General features: G+C 62.1%; 17 protein-coding genes. 15 read left to right on the forward strand and 2 right to left on the reverse strand.

What is annotated here, in order from left to right; translation table 11 throughout:
• Window positions 1–26: 26 nt before the first annotated feature.
• Window positions 27–1,433 carry a glutamate--ammonia ligase gene (gene glnA, locus ONG87_RS01550; protein WP_122480480.1) on the reverse strand — a complete coding sequence of 469 codons (1,407 nt, stop codon included), beginning with the start codon at window positions 1,431–1,433 and terminating at the stop codon, window positions 27–29.
• A 422-nt stretch (window positions 1,434–1,855) separates the two neighbouring features.
• Between glnA and thiI the strand changes: the two genes are divergently transcribed.
• The 3 genes from thiI (at window position 1,856) to ONG87_RS01565 (ending at window position 7,586) form a co-directional block, all read left to right on the forward strand.
• Entirely contained in the window at window positions 1,856–3,310 is a 1,455-nt protein-coding gene (gene thiI, locus ONG87_RS01555) for a tRNA uracil 4-sulfurtransferase ThiI (RefSeq protein WP_192055847.1), read from the forward strand.
• 263 nt (window positions 3,311–3,573) lie between these two features.
• A complete protein-coding gene (typA, locus tag ONG87_RS01560; RefSeq protein ID WP_122480478.1) occupies window positions 3,574–5,394 on the forward strand; it encodes a translational GTPase TypA in 1,821 nt (606 codons plus the stop codon).
• Window positions 5,395–5,588: 194 nt separating this feature from the next.
• The gene (locus tag ONG87_RS01565; RefSeq protein ID WP_192102833.1) at window positions 5,589–7,586 is read left to right on the forward strand and encodes a methyl-accepting chemotaxis protein; all 1,998 of its coding nucleotides are present in this window, start codon (window positions 5,589–5,591) and stop codon (window positions 7,584–7,586) included.
• 179 nt (window positions 7,587–7,765) lie between these two features.
• On the opposite strand, the gene ONG87_RS01570 is transcribed toward ONG87_RS01565, so the two are convergent.
• A complete protein-coding gene (locus ONG87_RS01570) occupies window positions 7,766–8,176 on the reverse strand; it encodes a YkgJ family cysteine cluster protein (RefSeq protein ID WP_122480476.1) in 411 nt (136 codons plus the stop codon).
• Between the two features lie 187 nt (window positions 8,177–8,363).
• Between ONG87_RS01570 and ONG87_RS01575 the strand changes: the two genes are divergently transcribed.
• The 12 genes from ONG87_RS01575 (at window position 8,364) to mdoH (ending at window position 23,993) form a co-directional block, all read left to right on the forward strand.
• Window positions 8,364–10,814, forward strand: coding sequence for a glycogen/starch/alpha-glucan phosphorylase (locus ONG87_RS01575; protein ID WP_192048040.1), 2,451 nt, complete (start codon window positions 8,364–8,366; stop codon window positions 10,812–10,814).
• Between the two features lie 330 nt (window positions 10,815–11,144).
• Window positions 11,145–12,155: a class 1 fructose-bisphosphatase gene (locus ONG87_RS01580; protein ID WP_122480474.1), complete on the forward strand. Its 1,011-nt coding sequence runs from the start codon at window positions 11,145–11,147 to the stop codon at window positions 12,153–12,155.
• 246 nt (window positions 12,156–12,401) lie between these two features.
• The gene (locus ONG87_RS01585; RefSeq protein ID WP_264382084.1) at window positions 12,402–12,971 is read left to right on the forward strand and encodes a lipocalin family protein; all 570 of its coding nucleotides are present in this window, start codon (window positions 12,402–12,404) and stop codon (window positions 12,969–12,971) included.
• 146 nt (window positions 12,972–13,117) lie between these two features.
• Complete coding sequence (hutC, locus tag ONG87_RS01590; protein ID WP_240998863.1) at window positions 13,118–13,828, forward strand: histidine utilization repressor; 711 nt, start codon at window positions 13,118–13,120, stop codon at window positions 13,826–13,828.
• Window positions 13,829–13,942: 114 nt separating this feature from the next.
• The gene (locus ONG87_RS01595) at window positions 13,943–14,911 is read left to right on the forward strand and encodes an ABC transporter substrate-binding protein (protein ID WP_264382085.1); all 969 of its coding nucleotides are present in this window, start codon (window positions 13,943–13,945) and stop codon (window positions 14,909–14,911) included.
• Between the two features lie 45 nt (window positions 14,912–14,956).
• Window positions 14,957–15,808, forward strand: a complete 852-nt coding sequence (locus tag ONG87_RS01600; RefSeq protein ID WP_122480470.1) for a proline/glycine betaine ABC transporter permease — start codon at window positions 14,957–14,959, stop codon at window positions 15,806–15,808.
• Window positions 15,805–16,626 carry a glycine betaine/L-proline ABC transporter ATP-binding protein gene (locus ONG87_RS01605; RefSeq protein ID WP_264382086.1) on the forward strand — a complete coding sequence of 274 codons (822 nt, stop codon included), beginning with the start codon at window positions 15,805–15,807 and terminating at the stop codon, window positions 16,624–16,626. Before ONG87_RS01600 ends, ONG87_RS01605 begins: the two co-directional genes overlap by 4 nt.
• Window positions 16,627–16,760: 134 nt before the next feature.
• Window positions 16,761–17,906 carry a hypothetical protein gene (locus tag ONG87_RS01610; protein WP_192102835.1) on the forward strand — a complete coding sequence of 382 codons (1,146 nt, stop codon included), beginning with the start codon at window positions 16,761–16,763 and terminating at the stop codon, window positions 17,904–17,906.
• A gap of 104 nt (window positions 17,907–18,010) precedes the next feature.
• Window positions 18,011–18,982 carry a prolyl aminopeptidase gene (gene pip / locus ONG87_RS01615; RefSeq protein ID WP_122480467.1) on the forward strand — a complete coding sequence of 324 codons (972 nt, stop codon included), beginning with the start codon at window positions 18,011–18,013 and terminating at the stop codon, window positions 18,980–18,982.
• Entirely contained in the window at window positions 18,979–19,416 is a 438-nt protein-coding gene (gene dtd / locus ONG87_RS01620; RefSeq protein WP_122480466.1) for a D-aminoacyl-tRNA deacylase, read from the forward strand. The genes pip and dtd overlap by 4 nt, the downstream gene beginning before the upstream one ends.
• 262 nt (window positions 19,417–19,678) lie before the next feature.
• Complete coding sequence (locus ONG87_RS01625; RefSeq protein ID WP_301335541.1) at window positions 19,679–21,424, forward strand: glucan biosynthesis protein G; 1,746 nt, start codon at window positions 19,679–19,681, stop codon at window positions 21,422–21,424.
• The gene (gene mdoH / locus ONG87_RS01630; protein WP_192058990.1) at window positions 21,417–23,993 is read left to right on the forward strand and encodes a glucans biosynthesis glucosyltransferase MdoH; all 2,577 of its coding nucleotides are present in this window, start codon (window positions 21,417–21,419) and stop codon (window positions 23,991–23,993) included. Before ONG87_RS01625 ends, mdoH begins: the two co-directional genes overlap by 8 nt.
• The last annotated feature ends 223 nt before the right edge of the window (window positions 23,994–24,216 follow it).

The following is a 24,216-nucleotide window of genomic DNA, read 5'->3' on the forward strand; positions in this document are numbered from 1 at the left end:
GTGGCCTTTCTGTCACATCACAGGGATCAGACGCTGTAGTACAGGTCGTATTCCAGTGGGTGTACGAAGGTGCGGACCTTGATTTCTTCTTCGCTCTTGAGGGCGATGAAGGCGTCGATGAAGTCATCGCTGAACACGCCGCCCTTGGTCAGGAACGCACGGCCCTTGTCCAGCTCTTCCAGGGCTTCCTTCAAGCTGCCGCAAACCTGCGGGATTTCCTTGGCCTCTTCGGGCGGCAGGTCGTACAGGTTCTTGTCGGCGGCATCGCCGGGGTGGATCTTGTTCTGGATGCCGTCCAGGCCAGCCATCAGCAAGGCCGCGAAAGCCAGGTACGGGTTGGCTGCCGGGTCCGGGAAGCGCGCTTCGATACGACGGCCTTTCGGGCTGTTGACGTAAGGAATACGGATGGAAGCCGAACGGTTGCGGGCCGAGTAGGCGAGCATGACCGGCGCTTCGAAACCTGGGACCAGACGCTTGTAGGAGTTGGTCGACGGGTTGGTGAAGCCGTTCAGCGCCTTGCCGTGCTTGATGATGCCGCCGATGAAGTACAGCGCGGTGTCGGACAGGCCGGCATAGCCTTCGCCAGCGAAGGTGTTCTTGCCATCCTTGGAGATCGACATGTGCACGTGCATGCCCGAGCCGTTGTCACCGTACAGTGGCTTGGGCATGAAGGTAGCGGTGCGGCCGTAGGCGTCGGCAACGTTGTGCACGACGTACTTCAGGGTCTGCACTTCGTCGGCCTTGGCGACCAGGGTGTTGAACTTGACACCGATTTCGTTCTGGCCGGCAGTCGCCACTTCGTGGTGGTGAACTTCGACGACCTGACCCATCTCTTCCAGTGCGTTGCACATGGCGGTACGGATCTCGTGGTCATGGTCGACCGGTGGCACTGGGAAGTAGCCGCCCTTGACGCCTGGACGGTGGCCCTTGTTGCCGCCTTCGACGTCCTGGTCGGTCATCCAGGAAGCCTGTTCCGAGAAGATCTTGAACATGGAGCCGGAAATGTCGGACTTGAACTTCACTTCGTCGAAGATGAAGAACTCAGGCTCCGGACCGACGAACACGGTGTCGCCGATACCGGTCGACTTCAGGTATTCCTCGGCGCGATGGGCGATGGCGCGTGGGTCGCGATCGTAGCCCTGCATGGTGGACGGTTCGATGATATCGCAGACCAGGATCAGGGTCGGCTCTTCGGTGAACGGGTCCAGAACGGCAGTGCTGTCGTCCGGAAGCAGGATCATGTCGGAGGCTTCGATGCCTTTCCAGCCTTCGATGGAGGAACCGTCGAACATCTTGCCGACTTCGAAGAAGTCGTCATCCAGGGCATCGCGCGCTGGCATGGTCACGTGCTGCTGCTTGCCTTTGGTATCAGTGAAGCGCAGATCAATCCACTTGACGTCATGATCTTTGATGAGTTGAACCGACTTCGACATGTTGTCCTCCGGGGTGGAATGGGGCCGATTGTGAAAGGGGGCCCCTAAATATGTGTGATGCCGGGCCCGATAGTCGGCCAAGGCAACCTGCCTCACAAGGGAGCAATTTGCATGCCAGTGCCCCGTGATGGGCGCAACGCTGATTCTCACTATCCGCAGGTTCGAACCCATTCCCCTGTAGCAGCGGCGCAAGCCGCGTCACGCTTCGTCCCCGGCATTAATAGGTATGAGCGCGGGACGCGGCTTGCGCCGCAGCTACAGGAGGTGGGGTTGAATAGGGGTGCGCTGGTTTGGTGCGGGTCTGTTTTAGATGGTCGATATTGGTGCGTTTGCCCGTTCGTACGATAACTGGTCAAACCTTGAGCAATTTCCGCTATAATCCGCGCCCCTCTTTTCAGGCTGGCATTTCGCGCGCTGTTTTCATGAAACTTATCGTAAAAGTCTTTCCAGAGATCACCATCAAGAGCCCGCCGGTGCGCAAGCGCTTCATCCGCCAGCTCGCCAAGAACATCCGCATGGTGCTCCGTGACCTGGACCCGCAGCTGATGGTTACTGGCGTGTGGGACAACCTTGAAGTCCAGACCAAGCTGACGGACGCAAAGGTGTTGCGCGAGATGACCGAACGCCTGAGCTGCACGCCAGGTATCGCGCATTTCCTGCAAGTGGACGAATACCCGCTGGGCGATATGGATGACATCGTGGCCAAGTGCAAGGCGCACTTCGGCCCGCTGCTGCCTGGGAAGATCTTTTCGGTACGCGCCAAGCGTGCCGGCAAGCATGCCTTCAGCTCGATGGATGTGGAACGCACCGTCGGCAGCCAATTGCGCCGCGAGTGTGGTGCTGCCGGCATCGACCTGAAAAAGCCCGACGTGGTGGTGCGCCTGGAAATCCGCGACCAGCGCCTGTTCGTCATCCATGACCAGCACGACGGCATGGGTGGCTACCCCTTGGGCGCGCTGGAACAGACGCTAGTGTTGATGTCGGGCGGTTTCGACTCCACCGTTGCCGCCTACCAGATCATGCGCCGTGGCCTGATGACCCACTTCTGCTTCTTCAACCTGGGCGGTCGCGCCCATGAACTGGGGGTGATGGAAGTTGCCCACTTCCTCTGGAAGAAGTACGGCAGCTCTCAGCGCGTGCTGTTCATCAGCGTGCCGTTCGAAGAAGTGCTGGGCGAGATTCTCGGCAAGGTCGACAACAGCCACATGGGCGTGATCCTCAAGCGCATGATGCTGCGGGCCGCCACGCGCCTGGCCGACCAACTGAAGATTCCCGCGCTGGTCACGGGCGAAGCCATCTCGCAGGTGTCCAGCCAGACCCTGCCCAACCTGTCGGCGATCGACAGCGCGACCGACAAATTGGTACTGCGCCCGCTGCTGGCGAGCCACAAACAAGACATCATCGATCAAGCAGTTGAAATTGGGACTGCCGATTTTGCCAAACACATGCCAGAATATTGCGGCGTGATTTCGGTCAACCCGACCACCAGTGCAAAATTGCCGCGCGTCGTCCATGAAGAGAAGTCTTTCGACATGGCCGTTCTTGAGCGAGCGCTGGAACGCGCCAAGCTGGTGTCCATTGATGAAGTCATCGACCAGCTGGGCCGGGATATCGAGGTCGAAGAGGTCAGCGAGGCGCTGTCCGGACAAGTCGTCATCGATATCCGCCACCCCGATGCCCAGGAAGACCAGCCGCTGTCACTGGCCGGCATCGAGGTCAAGGCAATGCCTTTTTATGCCCTGAACAGCCGCTTCAAGGAACTGGATTTCACTCGCCAGTACTTGCTGTATTGCGACAGGGGCGTCATGAGCCGACTGCATGCTCACCATCTGTTGAGTGAGGGACATGCCAATGTGCGCGTTTATCGTCCGACATAGAGTCCCAGGGTTGAATGGTGGGAGTATCCGCCATCGCCCTCCCGACCCCCAGACAGCGTAGGAACTACTGCGCTAGGCAATGCTGCGTCAGAAACAGGCTCGGAATGCTCATTTACAACCAGTAAACTGTGCTTCCTCGCCTATTTCTTCCTTGCCTTGCCGTCGCTCGCTACGTTCCTACGCTGTCTGGCCCGGATAGCTTTTTGTTTAATATTCGCCACGTAGAATGCGCGGCAACCGAATCCTCTGATCGAGATACACAAGTGATCGAAAATCTACGCAACATCGCCATCATTGCTCACGTTGACCATGGCAAGACCACCCTGGTAGACAAACTCCTGCGTCAGTCCGGCACCCTGGAGCGCAACGAGCTCAACGACGAGCGCGTGATGGACTCCAACGACCAGGAAAAAGAGCGTGGCATCACCATCCTGGCCAAGAACACCGCCATCAACTGGAACGGCTACCACATCAACATCGTGGACACCCCGGGCCACGCCGACTTCGGTGGCGAAGTAGAGCGCGTGATGTCGATGGTCGACTCCGTGCTGCTGCTGGTCGACGCCCAGGACGGCCCTATGCCGCAAACCCGTTTCGTGACCAAGAAGGCGTTCGAAGCCGGTCTGCGTCCGATCGTCTGCATCAACAAGGTCGACCGTCCAGGCGCGCGTCCGGACTGGGTTCTGGACCAGATCTTCGACCTGTTCGACAACCTCGGTGCCACCGAAGAACAGCTGGACTTCAAAGTCGTCTACGCCTCGGCCCTGAACGGCATTGCCGGTCTGGAACACACCGACATGGCCGAAGACATGACCCCGCTGTACCAGTCGATCGTCGACAACGTACCGGCTCCGAAAGTCGACCGCGACGGCCCGTTCCAGATGCAGATCTCGGCACTGGACTACAACAGCTTCCTGGGCGTCATCGGTGTTGGCCGTATCGCTCGCGGCAGCGTCAAGCCGAACACCCCGGTGGTCGCCATCGGCGCCGACGGCAAGAAGCGCAACGGTCGTATCCTCAAGCTGATGGGTCACCACGGCCTGCACCGCATCGACGTCGAAGAAGCCTTCGCTGGCGACATCGTCTGCGTGAGCGGCATGGACTCGCTGTTCATCTCCGACACCCTGTGCCAGCCGGACAACGTCGAAGCAATGAAGCCGCTGACCGTCGACGAGCCAACCGTTTCCATGACCTTCCAGGTCAACGACTCGCCATTCTGCGGTAAAGAAGGCAAGTTCGTGACGTCCCGCAACATCAAGGAACGTCTGGACAAAGAGCTGCTGTACAACGTTGCCCTGCGCGTTGAAGAAGGCGACTCGGCCGACAAGTTCAAGGTCTCCGGCCGCGGCGAGCTGCACCTTTCGGTACTGATCGAAACCATGCGTCGCGAAGGCTTCGAAATGGGTGTCGGTCGTCCTGAGGTGATCATCCGCGTCATCGACGGCGAGAAGCAGGAACCGTTCGAAAACGTCACCATCGACACCCCTGAGGAATCCCAGGGCAAGGTCATGGAAGAGATGGGCCTGCGTAAAGGCGACCTGACCAACATGGTGCCGGATGGCAAGGGCCGTGTTCGTCTGGAATACAACATCCCCGCTCGCGGTCTGATCGGTTTCCGTAACCAGTTCCTGACCCTGACCAACGGTGCTGGCATCCTGACTTCGATCTTCGATCGCTACGCTCCGATGAAGTCGGGCCACATGTCCGGCCGTCAGAACGGCGTACTGGTTTCGGTCGAAACCGGCAAGGCACTGACCTACTCGCTGGAAACCCTGCAGGCGCGCGGCAAGCTGTTCGTCGAGCACGGCCAGGAGATCTACAACGGTCAGATCGTCGGCTTGAACAGCCGCGACACCGACATGGGCGTAAACCCTACCAAGGGCAAGAAGCTGGACAACATGCGTGCGTCGGGCAAAGACGAAACCATCGCTCTGGTTCCACCTGTTCGCTTCACCCTGGAACAGGCTCTGGAATTCATCCAGGACGACGAGCTGTGCGAAGTCACGCCGAAGTCGATCCGTCTGCGCAAGAAGATCCTGGACGAAGGCGAGCGTACCCGCGCTGCCAAGAAAGCCAAGAACTGATCCGTAGTTCCGGTTGATTGAAAAGGCCCCCGGCGCGAAAGCGTCCGGGGGTTTTTTTATGGCTGTGTGTTGGCAGGTCTGCCCGCGAAAGGGCCGGCCCTGGCACCCTGCATACCTTCCATCGCCCACTTCTCGAGTTTCCTCGGACCGAGCCGATAGCGCAGGCAATATCGATTCCCTCCGAAGGGGGCCCCGTGAGCCTGCTACCTACCAAGATCATGTCCCGCTTCAGCCTGGGCATCCTGTTCATCCTTCTGGTCACGACGGTGGCCATCTACGCGGTCATGGTACTCAGCGGCGAGCCCAAGCTGATCCAGTCCAACACCAAGAGCGCCGAGCAGTCGGCCACGGCCATCGCTCGGCAGCTGTCGATCCAGCTGGCCGAGGTCGAGGGGCGCGTCGCCGCGCTGGCGAGTTTGGGCGCGACGCTGCCGGCCGACGTCGAGCTGGTGAAGGGTGCATTGGCACCGATCATCGACTCACAGGGCGATGCCGCCATTGCCGGCGGTGGCCTGTGGCCCGAGCCCAATGCGTTCAGCGCAGGCGTGCCGCGGCGCAGTTTCTATTGGGCACGCAGTGGGCAGGGCCTGGGTTATTCCGAGGAATACAATGCCGGCGCCGTCGATGACTATCACGCCGCCGACTGGTACGTGCAGGGCAAGGCATCCGCGCCTGGCCGCTGCGCGTGGTCGGATGCCTACGAGGATCCGGTCAGCAAGATCCTGATGACCACCTGTACCGTGCCCTACAGTCGTGACGGACGTTTCGCCGGTGTGGCGACCATCGACCTGACACTCACGGGCTTGGCCAACTTCCTCAAGTCCAATGGGCAGGTCACCGGGGGTTATGCATTCGCCATCGACCCATCAGGCAAGGTCCTGTATTTCCCGGCCGCCAACGACAAGCCGGCACCTGCCGACGAGGCGGCGATGCTCGCTGCCTACCCCTGGTTCAAGGGCGTTGCCGATTGGCGCAGCAGCGGCCAGCGCGAAGCCCAGACGTTTCATATCGATCAGGACGCGCAACTGGGTGGGGCGGGCTACATCAGTCTCACTCGGGTGCCGGCCAGTGGTTGGGTGGTGGGCCTGGCCACGCCGCAGGCACACATGACCGGCATTGCCAGCAAATTGACTGTGGATATCCTCACCACCTTGCTGCCGATCCTTGCATTGGTGTTCGGTCTGGCCTGGCTGGCCGGGCGCGCGGTGTTCAGTCAGATCAACGAAACCACGGCACAGATCGACAAGCTGGGCGAGCAGGGCGGTGGCGCCAGCGCCGAACTGGACGTGGCTCGCGCGGACGAGATCGGCCTGCTGCGCGGGGCGGTCAACCGTTACGCCGGCAACCTGCGCAGCATGCTCAAGGCCATCGCCGATGAGGCGCTGCGCCTGCAGAAACAGTCCGATGACGTTGCTCGGTTGTCGGTGATCATGGCCGAACGCGCCGAAACCCAGCGTCAGGACAACACCTTGCTGGCCACGGCGATTACCGAGATGTCGTCCAGTGCCCAGGAGGTTGCCTCCAACACCACGGAGTGTTCCGACACCGCGCAGCTGTCGCTGTCGACGGCGCGCCAGAGCCAGGGGCATGTTCAGCAGAACAGCCAGACGATCAATTCCTTGACCGGTGATATCGCCAGCGTGGCACAGGCGATCACCAGCCTGGGTCAGGACATAGAAAGTGTCAGTGGCGTGCTCGACGTGATCAAGTCGATTTCCGCGCAGACCAACCTGCTGGCGCTCAATGCCGCGATCGAAGCCGCTCGCGCCGGTGAGCAGGGGCGAGGTTTTGCAGTGGTTGCCGACGAGGTGCGCACCCTGGCAGGACGGACCCAGGCTTCGGCCGACGAGATCCAGGAGATGATCGGCGAACTGCGCCAGGCGTCGGTGAAGGCGGTCAATACCATGGTCGCGGGCGAGGACCGCACGCGGACCGTGGCGCAGCAAGCTGACGTATTGAGCGTGTCGCTGGGGAGCACGGTGGTCGGTTTCGACGACATCGTCCAGCGCACCCAGCAGATCGCTGTGGCCGCCCAGGAACAGAGCCATGTCACCCAGGAGATCAACGAACTGGCAGTGCGCATTCACGCAGCCAGCGAAGACGGCGCGCGCGATGCGTCGAGCCTCAGTGAACTGAGCCAGGGCATGCAGGCTCTGTCGACCCGTCTGGCAGGGCTGAGCCGACAGGGGTGACCGGCGGCAATTCGGCGGCGCTCCCTTCGCGGCAGAGCCCGCTCCCACAGGGGGAGGCGTGTGGCGATGTTCTGTAGGAGCGGTCATTGGCCGCGAAAGGGCGCTGCGGTGTGTCAGGCAGGCCGTGGTATGGCCTTCGCGGGCAGGGCCCGCTCCCACAGGGGTAGCAGGAACGTTACTCAGCCTTGGCGCGATACTGGCTTGGGCTGGTAGGCACAGAAGCCTGGGCGAGGCCCGATCTTCGGATGATTGCGGCAGGTGTCCGGACGCTTTTCATAGATGGTGCACAGGCGGCTTTTCTTGTCCAGGTACAGGCAATCGTTGTTGCTCATGCGCGTCAGGGTGAAAATGCCCGACTTCTGGTTGAAGCGCTCGACGATGCCTTCCTTCTGCAAACGCTTGGCAACGTTCTTGGGGGGGTCGCCTTTCTCGAATTCATCCACCACGCCGATACGGATCAGGTCCTTGATCTTCACTTCCACCGGCAGCGTGCAGCAGGTCGAGATACAGGCGCCGCACATCGGCGCGGAATATTTCTGCCAGGTGTCCAGGCGGTCCACTTCGGCGGCGGCAATCAAAGAGCTTTTCATTGTCAGGTCATCAGGTAACGTGGATCAGGGCGCGCGATCATACCGGCATTGGTGAAAAAGTGAACAACCATCTGCCTGAAACCCTGCTAATCGTGCAAAGTTACGAACCTGAGCTTTCAGCGTGTGTCGAAGCGTCTAGGCTCAGGTATTCCATCTAGAATCGTCAATTTCCCCGAGGACGCATTGCATGTCTCAGGAACCGCTTGTCCGTGACGCCGAGGTGGCCGATTTCCGCGCTGCTGTACTCGCCAAACTCACCTACGCGGTGGGCAAGGACCCCGATCACGCATTCGACCATGACTGGTTCGAGGCCATTGCCCTGGCGGCGCGCGACCACATGGTCGAGCACTGGATGGATCACACCCGGCAGATCTACCGCAAGGGTCAGAAACGGGTCTATTACCTTTCGCTGGAATTCCTCATCGGCCGGCTGCTCTACGACAGCCTGAGCAACCTCGGGCTGCTGGACATCGCCCGTGAAGCGTTGACCGACCTGGGCGTGGACCTGGAACGCATCCGTCTGCTCGAGCCCGATGCAGCGCTGGGCAATGGTGGCCTCGGCCGCCTGGCCGCCTGTTTCATGGAAAGCATGTCGACCCTGGGCGTCGCTGCCCACGGCTATGGCATCCGTTACGAGCACGGCCTGTTCCGCCAGGCCATCGTCGACGGCTGGCAGCAGGAGCAGACGGAAAACTGGCTGAATTTCGGCAACCCCTGGGAGTTCGAACGTCCTGAAGTGATCTACCCGATCAGCTTCGGTGGCCATGTGGAAACCGTCACCGACAGCGAAGGCCAGCAAAAGCAGGTGTGGTGGCCCAGCGAGACTGTGCGCGCGGTTGCCTACGACACGCCAGTGGTCGGCTGGCGTGGCTCCAGTGTCAACACGCTGCGTCTGTGGCGTGCGCGGGCACTGGAAGAGCTGCATCTGGAACGCTTCAACGCGGGCGACCACCTGGGCGCCGTGGCCGAAGTGGCACGCGCCGAGAGTATCTCGCGGGTCCTGTACCCCGCCGACAGCACCGAGGCGGGCCAGGAGTTGCGCCTGCGCCAGGAGTACTTCTTCGTTGCAGCCTCTCTGCAGGACCTGTTGCGTCGTCACCTCAATGGCAACGACAGCCTGCTCAACCTGTCCGACAAGGCCGCCATCCAGCTCAACGACACTCACCCCTCCATCGCCGTAGCGGAGCTGATGCGCCAGTTGGTGGACGAACATGGCCTGGCCTGGGACACGGCGTGGGAAATCACCGTCAACACCCTGGCCTACACCAACCACACACTGTTGCCCGAAGCGCTGGAAACCTGGCCGGTGGGCTTGATGGAACGCATGCTGCCGCGGCACATGCAGATTATCTACCTGATCAACGCCTATCACATCGATTCGCTGCGCGCCAAAGGCCAGGACGACGTCGATGTGCTGCGCGCGGTATCGCTGATCGAGGAAGACAACGGCCGTCGCGTGCGCATGGGCAACCTGGCGTTCCTCGGCTCGCACAGTGTCAACGGCGTGTCGGGCCTGCACACCCAGTTGATGCGCAGCACCGTGTTCTCTGAACTGCACAAGCTCTATCCCGACCGGATCAACAACAAGACCAACGGCATCACCTTCCGCCGTTGGCTGTACCAGTCCAACAGCGAGCTGACCGCCATGCTGGTCGACAAGCTCGGGCCGCAATTGCTCGACAACCCGGAAGGGCTGCTGAAAAACCTCGAACCTTTTGCCGACCAGCCCGAGTTCCGCAAGGCGTTCGCTGCACAGCGATTGAACAGCAAAAAGGCGCTTGCGCGCATCATTCATGAGCGCGTGGGGGTGGCGGTCAATCCGGAGGCGATGTTCGACGTTCAGGTCAAGCGCATCCACGAGTACAAGCGGCAGTTGCTCAACCTGATGCACACCGTGGCGCTCTACCAGGCCATTCGCGCCGAGCCGGAGACGAACTGGGTGCCGCGGGTGAAGATCTTCGCCGGCAAGGCCGCGGCCAGTTATCACCAGGCCAAGCTGATCATCAAACTGGCCAACGACATCGCCCGGGTGGTCAACAACGACCCGACCGTGCGGGGCCTGCTCAAGGTGGTGTTCCTGCCCAACTACAACGTGAGCCTGGCGGAAAGCATCATTCCGGCAGCGGATCTGTCCGAGCAGATTTCCACGGCCGGCTACGAAGCATCGGGCACCAGCAACATGAAGTTCGGCCTCAATGGCGCCTTGACCATTGGTACGCTGGACGGTGCCAACGTCGAGATGTGCGAATTCCTGGGCAAGGAAAACATGTTCATCTTCGGCATGACCGCCGCTCAGGTGGAGGAACGCAAGCATGCCGGGGGCTACAGTGCCCATGGCGATGTCGCGGCTTCCCATCGGTTGAACGATGTGCTGCAGGCCATCCGGGGCGGGGTGTTCTCGCCGGATGATCCATCGCGCTATGTCGGGTTGGTCGATTCGCTGACCAATTACGACCGCTTCCTGTTGTGCGCCGATTTCGACGCGTACTGGGATGCCCAGCGCAAGGTCGAGGACACCTGGCACGACGCCGACAAGTGGTGGCGCATGGCGGTATTGAACACGGCACGCATGGGCTGGTTCTCTTCCGACCGAACCATCCGCGAGTATGCGCAGGATATCTGGCAGGCGTTGGAGTAGGGCCAGGATCGGCGGCGCTCTTTTCGCGGCCGAAGACCGCTCCTACGGATGTCTGTAGGAGCGGTCATCGGCCGCGAAGAACGCACCGCGGTGTATCAAATACAGCGCACCAGCCTTTTCGCGGCCACAGACCGCTCCTACGGATTTTTGTGTTCATCCGGTAGGAGCGGTCATCGGCCGCGAAGGGCTCGCCGCATACTCGGCGGCGAACTATATTCCCTGATAGCGATCTGATGGCTGCCGCGGCGTGGCTAGCGCTCGCTAGGTTTGACCGCACCCGTGTAAACTGTGCGGGCTTTCCCCAACCCCTTTTCTACTCCGGAGTCGTCCATGTCCCGCGTTACCCTGAGTCGCTACTTGATCGAGCAGACCCGCAGCAACAACACGCCGGCCGATCTGCGCTTCCTGATCGAAGTGGTGGCGCGCGCGTGCAAAGAGATCAGCCATGCGGTGTCCAAGGGCGCCCTGGGTGGCGTGCTTGGCAGCATGGGCACCGAAAACGTCCAAGGTGAAGTGCAGAAGAAGCTGGACGTGCTGTCCAACGACATCCTGCTCGAAGCCAACGAATGGGGCGGTCACCTGGCCGGCATGGCGTCCGAAGAAATGGACAACGCCTACCAGATTCCCGGCCAGTACCCCAAGGGTGCCTACCTGCTGGTATTCGACCCCCTCGACGGCTCCTCCAACATCGACGTCAACGTGTCGGTCGGCACCATCTTCTCGGTCCTGCGCTGCCCTACCGAGCACCTGAGCCAGAACGACAGCCTCAAGGAACAAGCCTTCCTGCAGCCAGGCACCGAGCAGGTTGCTGCCGGTTACGCCATCTATGGCCCGCAGACCATGCTCATCCTGACCCTGGGCAACGGCGTCAAGGGTTTCACCCTGGATCGCGAAATGGGCAGCTTCGTGTTGACCCACGAGAACATGCAGATTCCGGAAACCACCGCCGAGTTCGCCATCAACATGTCTAACAAGCGTCACTGGGAAGCCCCGGTGACCAAGTATGTGGACGAGCTGCTGGCCGGTGAAGAAGGCCCGTTGAAGAAGAACTACAACATGCGCTGGATCGCCTCGATGGTCGCCGACGTGCACCGTATCCTGACCCGCGGCGGCTTGTTCATGTACCCACGCGACAGCCGCGAGCCAGAGAAGCCAGGCAAGCTGCGCCTGATGTACGAAGCCAACCCGATGTCGTTCCTGGTGGAGCAGGCCGGTGGTGCTTCGACCGATGGCCGCCAGCGCATCATGGACATCAAGCCCGAGGGCCTGCACCAGCGTGTTGCCGTGTTCCTGGGTTCCAAGCAGGAAGTCGAGCGCGTCACCGGTTACCACACCGAGTAAACGCCGCACGGCTAGCAGTTTCTAGCAGAGGCCGTGCCCCCCTCTGTGGGAGCGGGCTCTGCCCGCGAAGAGAGCGGCGCGGTGTGTCAGGCAGATCGCGGTGAGGCCTTCGCGGGCAGAGCCCGCTCCCACACATTAAATACCGTGCCCCGCTCCCATAGGGGCTGCTTGCCAATTGGAACCCGCGCCGCTTCCGCTCTTCTAAGCAGCACATCCCCTGTGTCTGCCGTTCAAGGAGAGCCCCCCATGTCGTTGCGCACGTTTGCCTTGCTGCCTTTGTGCCTGTCGCTGTTGATCGCCGGTTGTAGCAATGCCCCCGACGCCAGCATGGCGCCACGTACCGTCGACAGCGTAGACCTGAAGCGCTACCAAGGCACTTGGTACGAAGTGGCCAGGTTGCCCATGTTCTTCCAGCGCAACTGCGCCCAATCCGAAGCCCATTACACCCTGCAGGCCGACGGCAACATCGGCGTGCTCAACCGCTGCCGCACCGACAGTGGCAAGTGGCAGGAAGCCAACGGCACCGCTTCGCCGCAGGTCCCCGGCAAGACCGACAAGCTGTGGGTGGTGTTCGACAACTGGTTCTCCCGAATGGTCCCGGACCTGGCCAAGGGCGACTACTGGGTACTGGACGTGGACGACGGCTACCAGCACGCGCTGGTCGGCAGCCCGAACCGCAAGTACCTGTGGCTGCTGTCGCGCACGCCGCAGGTGTCCACGGCCGTGCGCGAGCGCATGCTGGCCAAAGCACGCCAGCAGGGCTATGACACCACGCGCCTGATCTGGCGCGCGGCGGATGCCGATATCGGCAAGTGATGGCGTAACCCCGCTCGCGCCCGGCCCGTGCAGAGTTGTCCTGCCCAGGCGCGAGTCGCGTTACAATGTCACTCGCTGTGCCCCACGAATCAATCCAAGGAATTCTTGTGCCGACTCCGCCCGTTGTCCCTGCGCTGGCTGCCCAGATGGGCGAAAGTCCGGCGCCCTTGTATGCCCGCGTCAAACAGATGATCGCGGTGCAGATCCTCAACGGTACCTGGCCACCGCACTACCGGGTGCCCTCGGAAAGCGAGCTGGTCAACCAGTTGGGCTTCAGCCGCATGACCATCAACCGCGCCTTGCGCGAGTTGACGGCCGAAGGCCTGTTGGTGCGCATGCAGGGCGTAGGGACGTTCGTGGCCGAGCCGAAAAGCCAGTCGGCGCTGTTCGAAGTGCACAACGTCGCCGACGAGATCGCCGCCCGCGGCCACCGCCACAGCAGCCGCCTGGTATTGCTGGAAGAAGAAGCGGCCGGCGCCGAGCGCGCCTTGACCTTGAACATGCGCGAAGGCCAGCGAGTGTTTCATTCGATCATCGTCCACTACGAAAACGACATCCCGGTGCAGATCGAGGATCGCTACGTCAACGCCCAGATTGCTCCGCAATACCTGCAGCAGGACTTCGTCGAAGAGACGCCTTATGCCTACCTGACCCGTGTGGCACCGCTGACCGCCGGCGAGCACCTGGTGGAAGCCATGCTCGCCAACCCCAGCGAGTGCGAACTGCTGCAGATCGAGCGCGGCGAGCCCTGCCTGCTGATCCTGCGGCGCACCTGGTCGGGCAAGACGCCGGTCACGGCGGCGCGCTTGATCCACCCAGGTTCGCGTCATCGGCTGGAAGGACGCTTCACCAAATAGGCCTGCTGGCGACACAAATACGCCAATCTGCCACAGGTCGCGCAGAACAATGGCTCATCGCGCGGTCACAGCCATAGACCGCCGTGACCCATGGCCCATGTGGAGCAGGACCCGATGAAACTGAACAAGACCCTCCTGGCAACGACCCTTTCCCTGGGCTTGCTGGCCGCTGCCGGTAACAGCCAAGCCGCCGGGTGGTGCGAATCGGGCAAGCCGGTGAAATTCGCCGGCCTGAACTGGGAGAGCGGCATGCTGCTCACCGACCTGCTGCAGTTCGTGCTGGAACACGGCTACGACTGCAAGACCGACAGCCTGCCGGGCAACTCCATCACCATGGAAAGTGCCTTGGGCAGCAACGACATCCAGGTATTCGCCGAGGAATGGGTCGGTCGCAGCGAGGTCTGGAACAAGGCCGAGCAGGCGGGCAAGGTGGTGGGTGTAGGCGCGCCGATCACCGGCGCCGTGGAAGGTTGGTACGTGCCGCGCTATGTGGTCGAAGGCGACGCCAAGCGCGGCCTCGACGCCAAAGCGCCCGACCTCGAAGCCATCGCCGACCTGGGCAAATACGCCCAGGTGTTCAAGGATCAGGAAGAACCGAACAAGGGTCGTTTCTACAATTGCCCGGCCGGCTGGACCTGCGAGCTGGAAAACAGCGAAATGCTCAAAAGCTACGGCCTGCTGGACAGCTACACCAATTTCCGCCCAGGCACAGGGCCCGCCCTCGATGCGGCGGTACTGTCGAGCTACAAGCGTGGCGAACCGATCCTGTTCTATTACTGGTCACCGACCCCTCTGCTGGGCCAGGTCGACGTCGTCAAGCTGGCGGAAAAACCCGGTGTGGACAAGACCATCAGCATCAAGGTCGGCCTGTCCAAGGCCTTTCACGACGGTGCGCCGGAATTGCTCGGCGTGTTCGAGAAGGTCAACCTGCCCATCGACCTGCTCAACCAGAATCTGGCGCGCATGAGTCGCGAGCGTATCGAGTCGCCCAAGCTGGCGCGCCTGTTCCTCAAGGAGCACCCGGACGTCTGGAAACCATGGGTCAGCGAAGCGGCCGCCACCAAGATCGAAGCAGCGCTTTGACCTGGTCTTTGGTATCGACAAAGCCCCCAGCATCGAGAGCGCCCCATGTTTCCTGAAAGCTTCACTTTTTCCATCGCCAACTGGGTCAATGACGGCGTCGATGCGCTGGTGACCCGCTATGGCGATGTCTTCCGGCAGATATCCGACACCCTGCTGTGGGCCATCGTCAACCTGGAAAGCCTGCTGCGCATGACGCCCTGGTGGCTGATGCTGGCAATTGTCGGCGGCATCGCCTGGCATGCATCGCGCAAGTGGCTGACCACCGCGGTCATCGTCGGCCTGTTGTTTCTGGTCGGCGCGGTGGGGCTGTGGGACAAGCTCATGCAGACCCTGGCATTGATGCTGGTTGCCACGCTGATTTCCGTCGTGATCGCCATTCCCTTGGGCATCCTTGCCGCACGCAGCGACCGTCTGCGCGCGGTGCTGATGCCGCTGCTCGACATCATGCAGACCATGCCCAGCTTCGTGTACCTGATCCCGGTACTGATGCTGTTTGGCCTAGGCAAGGTACCGGCCATCTTCGCCACCGTGATCTACGCGGCGCCGCCGCTGATACGCCTGACCGACCTGGGCATTCGCCAGGTCGATCGCGAGGTCATGGAAGCGATCAATGCCTTCGGTGCCAATCGCTGGCAGCAGCTGTTCGGTGTGCAATTGCCATTGGCCCTGCCAAGCATCATGGCCGGCATCAACCAGACCACCATGATGGCGCTGTCGATGGTAGTGATTGCCTCGATGATCGGTGCCCGTGGCCTGGGCGAAGACGTGCTGGTGGGTATCCAGACCTTGAACGTGGGCAAGGGGCTCGAGGCCGGGCTGGCAATCGTCATTCTGGCGGTCGTGATCGACCGCATCACCCAGGCCTATGGTCGTCCCCGTCACGAGGCAGGCCGATGAACGCGCCGAAGATCGAAGTGCGCAATGTCTACAAGGTGTTCGGCAAGCGCGAGAAAGAGGCACTGGCGCTGAGCCAGCAAGGGCAGAGCAAGGAGCAGGTGCTGGCCGCCACCGGTTGCGTGGTCGGGGTCGACGACCTGTCGTTGTCGATCGCCGCAGGCGAGGTGTTCGTCATCATGGGGTTGTCCGGTTCGGGCAAGTCCACCCTGGTGCGGCATTTCAACCGACTGGTAGATCCTTCCAGTGGCCAGATACTGGTGGATGGCGAGGATATCCTGCGCTACGGCATGCCGGCGCTGCGCGAATTTCGCCGTCGCAAGATCAGCATGGTGTTCCAGAGCTTCGGCCTGCTGCCGCACAAAAGCGTGCTGGACAACGTCGCCTATGGCCTCAAGGTGCGAGGCGAGAGCAAGGCGCTGTGTGAGGAGCGCGCGCAGCACTGGGTCGAAGCGGTGGGGCTCAATGGCTACGAACACGCCTACCCACAGCAGCTTTCCGGTGGCATGCGCCAGCGTGTTGGCCTGGCGCGGGCACTGGCCGCCGACACCGATATCATTCTCATGGACGAAGCATTCAGTGCCCTGGATCCCTTGATCCGCGCCGAAATGCAGGACCAGCTGCTGGAATTGCAGACCCGCCTGCACAAGACCATCGTGTTCATCACCCACGATCTGGACGAAGCGCTTCGCCTGGGCAACCGGATCGCCATTCTCAAGGACGGACGCCTGATCCAGGCCGGCACCGCCAGGGAAATCCTGCACAACCCGGCCGACGACTATGTGGACCGGTTCGTCCAGCGGCGCAGCGTCGCGATCTGAAGCCCCAAACGGCCTGTTATTCAGAAACGTCCGACAGACGTTTCTGAATAACAGGCCTTTCAGACTTTTCTGATTGTGGTCCCCCAATACCCTGCCTAGCGTGCAGGCATTCGCCTCGAACAAGGAATGCCTGCATGCCCGTCACCAAGCACTATCTCAGCCATGAAGCGATACACAAGGCGCTGCGCATTGCCGACCTGACCGACGCCTGCGAGCCGCCCCATGCCGTGCGCCTGCTGGTCAAGGATCTGCTTGCCGGCCTGGTGCGACAAGGCTGGCCCTTGGCCGAGGTGCACAAGGGGCCGCGGATCATCTCTGCCGTGGAAAACTTCCAGCTGTGCGGCGATGATCCCCAGGTGATGGATGAGGTAGGCAACCACAGCTGCTGGGTGGATGACGAACTGCTGCTGCGCACCCAGACCAGCAGCGCGATCATCACCGGCCTGCAAGCGGCGGCGGCGCGTCGGGCACCGGGCGAAACCATCATGCTCGCCGCACCGGGTATCACTTTTCGTCGCGATATCCGTGATCGCTGGCATTGCGCCGAGCCGCACCAGATGGACATCTGGGTACTGGGCGACGCCGAACTGGGCAATCGTCAGGATCTTCTGCGTCTGGTCGGTGATGTGCTGGACATCGCCGTGCCGGGGCGAATGTGGGGGCACAGCTGCGGAGCCTGCGGTTTTACCCGCGATGGCCTCAACGTCAGTCTGGTGACCCGCCAGGCACCGGTGGACATCCTCGCCTGCGGCTGCATCTGCCCGGCGTTCCTGCAGCGTCTGGAGGTCGATCCCCAAGCCCATGGTGGTCTGGTTCTGCGCCTGGGGCTGGACCGCCTAGCCATGCTGCGCAAGGGCGTTCCGGACATCCGCCTGCTGCGCGACGGCCATCCCCAGGTGCAGGCGCAGATGGGCGACCTCAAGGCCTGGCAGCCCCTGTACCGCCAGCCGGCGATCAGCCGTGACCTGTCGCTGGCGGTGGCACCGGGGTTGGGGATCGAGGATATCACCGAGCAGGTCCTGCAGGTGGCCGGCTACCGCGCCAGCTGGATCGAGGAACTGCACATACGCGGCTGCTGGCCGTTCGAGGAATTGCCCGCGCTGACCATCAAGCGCCTGGGCATCGTTCGTGGCCAGCACAATCTGGTGCTGCAGGTGGTGCTGCGCGACCACGCCCAGTCCTTGACTGCGCAGCAGGCCGACGGCTTGTATCGCGACATCCGCACGGCTTTGCACCAGGGCGTGCCGGGCGGCGCCTATCTGGTAGGGGAGCGCTTGTGAAACCCTTCAGTGGAAACCCTGCAATGAATAGGGAGAATGCGCCGGGCGGTCATTCGGGTTTATGATGGCCAACGGCAGAGACCCAACATCCAACGGAGCGCACGATGCAAACCTTGTACCCGCAGATCAAACCCTACGCCAGGCATGATCTGGCCGTGGAAGAGCCGCACGTGCTGTATGTCGACGAAAGCGGCTCGCCCAAGGGCTTGCCGGTGCTGTTCATCCACGGCGGCCCGGGTTCCGGGTGCGACGCGCAGAGCCGTTGCTACTTCGATCCCAACGTCTATCGCATCGTGACCTTCGACCAGCGCGGCTGCGGCCGCTCCACGCCCCATGCCAGCATCGAGAACAACACCACCTGGCGGTTGGTGGCAGACATGGAGCGCATTCGCGAACACCTGGGCATCGACAAGTGGGTGCTGTTCGGCGGTTCCTGGGGCTCCACGCTGGCCCTGGCCTATGCCCAGACCCATCCCGAGCGGGTCCACGGCCTGATCCTGCGCGGCATTTTCCTCTGCCGCCCGCAGGAAATAGAATGGTTCTACCAGGCCGGCGCCAGTCGCCTGTTCCCCGACTATTGGCAGGACTACATCGCGCCGATACCGCTGGATGAGCGCGGCAACCTGTTGCAGGCTTTCCACAAGCGTCTTACCGGCAACGACCAGATTGCCCAGATGCATGCGGCCAAGGCCTGGTCCACCTGGGAAGGGCGTACCGCGACCCTGCGGCCCAACCCGCTGGTGGTCGATCGTTTCTCCGAGCCGCAGCGTGCGCTGTCGATCGCGCGCATCGAAACCCATTACTTCGTCAACAATGCCTTCCTCGAGCCCGACCAGCTGATCCGCGACATGCCGCGCATCGCCCACCTGCCGGCAGTCATCGTGCACGGCCGCTACGACGTGATCTGCCCGCTGGACAACGCCTGGGCGCTGCATCAGGCCTGGCCAAACAGCGAGCTGCAGGTCATTCGCGACGCGGGTCATGCCGCCTCGGAGCCGGGCATTACCGACGCTTTGGTGCGCGCTGCCGAGCAGATGGCGCGGCGTTTGCTGGACCTGCCCCTGGAAGAAGCGTGAAGGGGCTGCTGCAGCGGGTCAGCCAGGCCCGCGTCGAGGTGGCCGGGCAAACCATCGGGGCCATCGACCAGGGGCTGTTGGTGCTGGTAGCGGTCGAGCCGGACGACACCGCCGCCAGCGCCGACAAGCTCCTGCACAAGCTGCTCAACTATCGAGTGTTCAGCGACGAGCAAGGCAAGATGAACCTGTCGCTGAAGGATGTTGGCGGCGGCCTGTTGCTGGTGTCGCAATTCACCTTGGCGGCGGACACCCGCAGCGGCCTGCGCGCAGGCTTCTCCACTGCGGCTGTGCCGGCCCTGGCGCAGGCGCTTTTCGAGCACCTCGTGGACGCTGCAAAAAAAGCGCATCCACAGGTTCAGGTCGGGCAGTTCGGTGCCGATATGCAGGTAAGCCTGACCAACGATGGCCCCGTAACCTTTTTGTTACAAATTTAATGGCCTATTGCTGGCGAGTTTGCAGTCGTCGTCCGTTTCTCACAGCATAAATACTTGAGCTACCCTGATGCGTTGTGACGCGACGTACTAGATAATCGCGCGCCAGGGGGCCACATTTCGCTACCCGGTATGTCCAGTTTGAAGCGTGTCCGGCTCCGCTTGGGGAATCATTGTGCCCTTTTGGAGTCGGAACAGTGCTCGCCAACCCGGCGCAAGACTGCTGGCCGTTGGTTTTTCGATATGTTTTCGGCGAGGGTTGCTCGTGATTGTTAGTCCTTTAAATGCTTCAAGAACACCCCGCACTCGGTTGCGCAATGCGATGCTGGCCGGGTCTGCACTGTTCTGCCTGTTCAGCGCCAGCCAACTCTGGGCTTTCAGCCTGGATGATGTTGCCGGACGCGCCAAGGAGCTCGCCGGTCAGAAATTCGAAACTCCGCGCAGCAATCTGCCCAAAGAGTTTCGCGACATGAAGTTTGCGGACTACCAGAAGATCCGTTTCCGCAACGAAAACGCCGAATGGGCCGACGCCAAGACCCCGTTCAAGCTGTCCTTCTATCACCAGGGCATGCACTTCGACACCCCGGTGAAGATCAACGAAGTCACCGCTACCACCGTCAACGAAATCAAGTACGACCCAGCGCGTTTCGATTTCGGCGACCTGCAGTTCGATCCCAAATCCACCGATCAGTTGGGCTACGCCGGTTTCCGCGTCTTGTTCCCGATCAACAAGGCGGACAAGCAGGACGAAATCATGACCATGCTGGGCGCGAGCTACTTCCGCGTCATCGGCAAAAACCAGGTCTACGGTCTGTCGGCCCGCGGCCTGGCCCTTGATACGGCATTGCCGTCGGGCGAAGAGTTCCCGCGGTTTCGCGAGTTCTGGGTCGAACGGCCGAACGAAGGCGACAAGCAGCTGGTGATCTTCGCTCTGCTCGATTCGCCACGCTCAACCGGTGCCTACAAATTGACCTTGCGTCCTGGCAAGGACACGACCGTCGACGTCGAGTCGCGGGTGTTCCTGCGTGACCGTGTCAGCCGCCTGGGCATTGCGCCGCTGACCAGCATGTTCCTGTTTGGCTCGAACCAGCCGTCCCGTGTGCAGAACTACCGTCACGAGTTGCACGACTCCACCGGCCTGTCCATCCATGCCGGCAACGGCGAGTGGCTGTGGCGCCCGCTGAACAATCCCAAGCACCTGGCCGTGAGCAGCTTCACTGTCGAGAACCCGCGCGGTTTCGGTCTGCTGCAGCGTGGCCGCGAGTTCTCCCGTTACGAAGACCTCGATGACCGCTATGACAAGCGTCCGAGCGCCTGGATCGAGCCCAAGGGCGATTGGGGCAAGGGTACCGTCGACCTGGTCGAAATTCCGACCGCCGACGAAACCAACGACAACATCGTGGCCTTCTGGAACCCGGAAAAGATCCCGGAGCCCGGTCAGGCGCTGGAGCACAACTACCGCCTGCACTGGACCACGGACGAAGACGAGTTTCACTCGCCCGACGTTGCCTGGGTCAATCAGACCCTGCGTTCGACCGGCGACGTGAAGCAGTCCAACCTGATCCGTCAGGCCGATGGCAGCATTGCCTTCCTGATCGACTACGAAGGTCCGGTGCTGGCCGCTCTGGCTGAAGACACCGCCGTTCGCAGTCAGGTCAGCGTCGATGACAACGCCGAGCTGGTCGAGAACAACGTCCGCTACAACCCGCAGACCAAAGGCTGGCGCCTGACCCTGCGGGTCAAGGTGAAGGATCCGAACAAGGCCGTGGAAATGCGTGCAGCGCTGGTCAAGGATCTGCCAGTGGAGCCTGTCAAGGCAGCCGAGCCGGTCGAAGCCAAGGCTGCGCCCAAGCATGACAAGGCACACGGCAAGGCCGACAAGGCTGCCGAGGTTGCACAGGCTCCGGCACCCGCCGCGCCTGAAACCGCTCCCGTCACACCGACCGAACCGGTCAAGACCGAGCAGGTCCTGACTGAAACCTGGAGCTACCAGTTGCCCGCCGATGACTAATTCTCCAGCTCGGCCAGAATCGCTTGGCGAATATCTGGCTCATTTGCCCCTGGGGGACGCACAGCGCGCAGAACTTGCCGACTGCACGTCCTTCACCGAACTGCACGAGCGCCTGTCCGGGCGCCCGTCGCACGATGCCGTGCTTGGCGCACAGAACTCGGTCGAGCAGCGCCTGCGGCTGGACTCGGCTGCCGAGCTGGAAGAGGCCGAGATGCTTGGCGTCGACGCCAGCGGTCGCCTGCAGCTCAAGGCCACGCCACCGATCAACCGCACGCTGGTGATTCCCGAGCCGTGGCGCACCAACGTGCTGGTGCGGGTATGGCGCAAGCTGACCGGCAAGGCCAGCAAGCCCGAGCCCACCAGCGACAAGCGGGTGCTGCCGAAGGCACGCTGGCGCTGGGTCGGTTCGATGCGTCGCTACATTCTGCTGGTGCTGATGCTGGGCCAGACCATCGTCGCCGGCTGGTACATGAAAGGCATCATGCCGTACCAGGGCTGGGGCATGGTCGACCTCGACGAAGTGGTTCGTCAGCCGATCATGCAGACCGCTACGCAGGTTCTGCCGTACTTCCTGCAGACCAGCATCCTGATCCTTTTCGGTATCCTGTTCTGCTGGGTATCGGCGGGTTTCTGGACGGCGTTGATGGGCTTCCTCGAACTGCTTACCGGTCGCGACAAGTACCGCATCTCCGGTGCCAGCGCGGGCAACGAGCCGATCGAGGCAGGCGCGCGTACCGCGCTGGTCATGCCGATCTGCAACGAAGACGTGACACGCGTCTTCGCCGGTTTGCGCGCCACGTTCGAATCGGTCAAGGCGACTGGTGACCTGGATCGTTTCGACTTCTTCGTGCTCAGCGACACCAACGACCCCGATATCGCGGTTGCCGAGCAACAGGCGTGGTTGGAAGTGTGCCGCGAAGCCGGTGGTTTCGGGCATATCTTCTACCGTCGTCGCCGCCGTCGGGTCAAACGCAAGAGCGGCAACCTCGACGACTTCTGCCGTCGCTGGGGCAGCGAATACCGCTACATGGTGGTACTCGACGCCGACAGCGTAATGAGTGGCGAATGCCTGACCAGCCTGGTTCGCTTGATGGAAGCGACCCCGGATGCGGGCATCATCCAGACCGCGCCGAAGGCTTCGGGCATGGACACCCTGTACGCGCGCATGCAGCAGTTCGCTACCCGCGTGTACGGTCCGCTGTTCACCGCCGGCCTGCACTTCTGGCAGTTGGGCGAATCGCACTACTGGGGGCACAATGCGATCATTCGCATGAAGCCTTTCATCGAGCACTGCGCCCTGGCGCCGTTGCCGGGCAAGGGTGCGTTCGCCGGTGCGATTCTTTCTCACGACTTCGTCGAGGCGGCACTGATGCGCCGCGCCGGCTGGGGCGTGTGGATTGCCTATGATCTGCCGGGCAGCTACGAAGAACTGCCGCCCAACCTGCTCGACGAGCTCAAGCGCGATCGCCGCTGGTGCCACGGCAACCTGATGAACTTCCGGCTGTTCCTGGTCAAGGGCATGCACCCGGTTCACCGGGCGGTATTCCTCACCGGCGTGATGTCGTACCTGTCGGCACCGTTGTGGTTCTTCTTCCTGGTGCTGTCCACCGCGCTGCTGGCGGTGAACACGCTGATGGAGCCGACCTACTTCCTGGCGCCGCGTCAGCTGTACCCGCTGTGGCCGCAATGGCACCCGGACAAGGCGGTGGCGCTGTTCTCCACCACCATCGTGCTGCTGTTCCTGCCCAAGCTGCTGAGCATCATCCTGATCTGGGCCAAGGGCGCGAAAGAATACGGCGGCCGTTTCAAGGTCACCTTGTCGATGCTGCTGGAAATGCTCTTCTCGATGCTGCTGGCGCCGGTGCGCATGCTGTTCCATACCCGTTTCGTGCTCGCCGCGTTCCTGGGTTGGGCCGCGACCTGGAACTCGCCGCAGCGTGACGACGACTCCACGCCCTGGAGCGAGGCGATCAAGCGTCATGGCTCGCAGACGCTGCTGGGCGCGGCCTGGGCTGCCCTGGTGATCTGGCTGAACCCCAGCTTCCTGTGGTGGCTGACTCCGATCGTGGGTTCGCTGATGCTGTCGATCCCGGTGTCGGTGATCTCCAGCCGGACCAATCTGGGCATGCAGGCACGCGATGAGAAGTTGTTCCTGATTCCCGAGGAGTACGACACGCCACAGGAGCTGCTGTCCACCGATCGCTATACCCAGGCAAACCGTGATAACGCGCTCAAGGATGGTTTCGTGCGTGCCGTTGTCGATCCGCGCCAGAATGCCTTGGCCTACGGCCTGGGCACGGCGCGGCACGGCAAGGCTGCGCCGATCGAAAGCATGCGCGCGCAGTGGGTGCATCAGGCACTGGAGGGTGGCCCGCAGAAGCTCGACAACAGCACGCGCATGTCGCTGCTCAGTGATCCGGTAGCGATCTCGCGTCTGCACGAGCATGTCTGGGCTGACCAGAACGTTGCGTGGCTGGAAGCGTGGCGTCAGTCCAAGCAGGCGGAGCGGCAATCGCCGGCTGTGCCAACGCTGGACACCGCTGCAGCGGCAGGCTTGCAGAACGCCTGACCGTGTTGGCCTCATTCGCGGGCAGAGCCCGCTCCCACAAGTAGCAAAAGCACTCCTGTGGGAGCGGGGCGGGCGGCTGAGCCCTCTGCCCGCGAATGCTGCACCTCGATATTCCTGCCATGCCCCCCAACAGCGCCATCTGGCACCCACAGGCATGCTGCAGTTCTTTGTAGGAGCGGTCAGCGGCCGCGAAGGCCGCACCACGGTTACTCCGCCATGCCCT

The organism is Pseudomonas sp. MM227 (assembly GCF_947090715.1).
Classification (GTDB): Bacteria; Pseudomonadota; Gammaproteobacteria; order Pseudomonadales; family Pseudomonadaceae; genus Aquipseudomonas; species Aquipseudomonas baltica.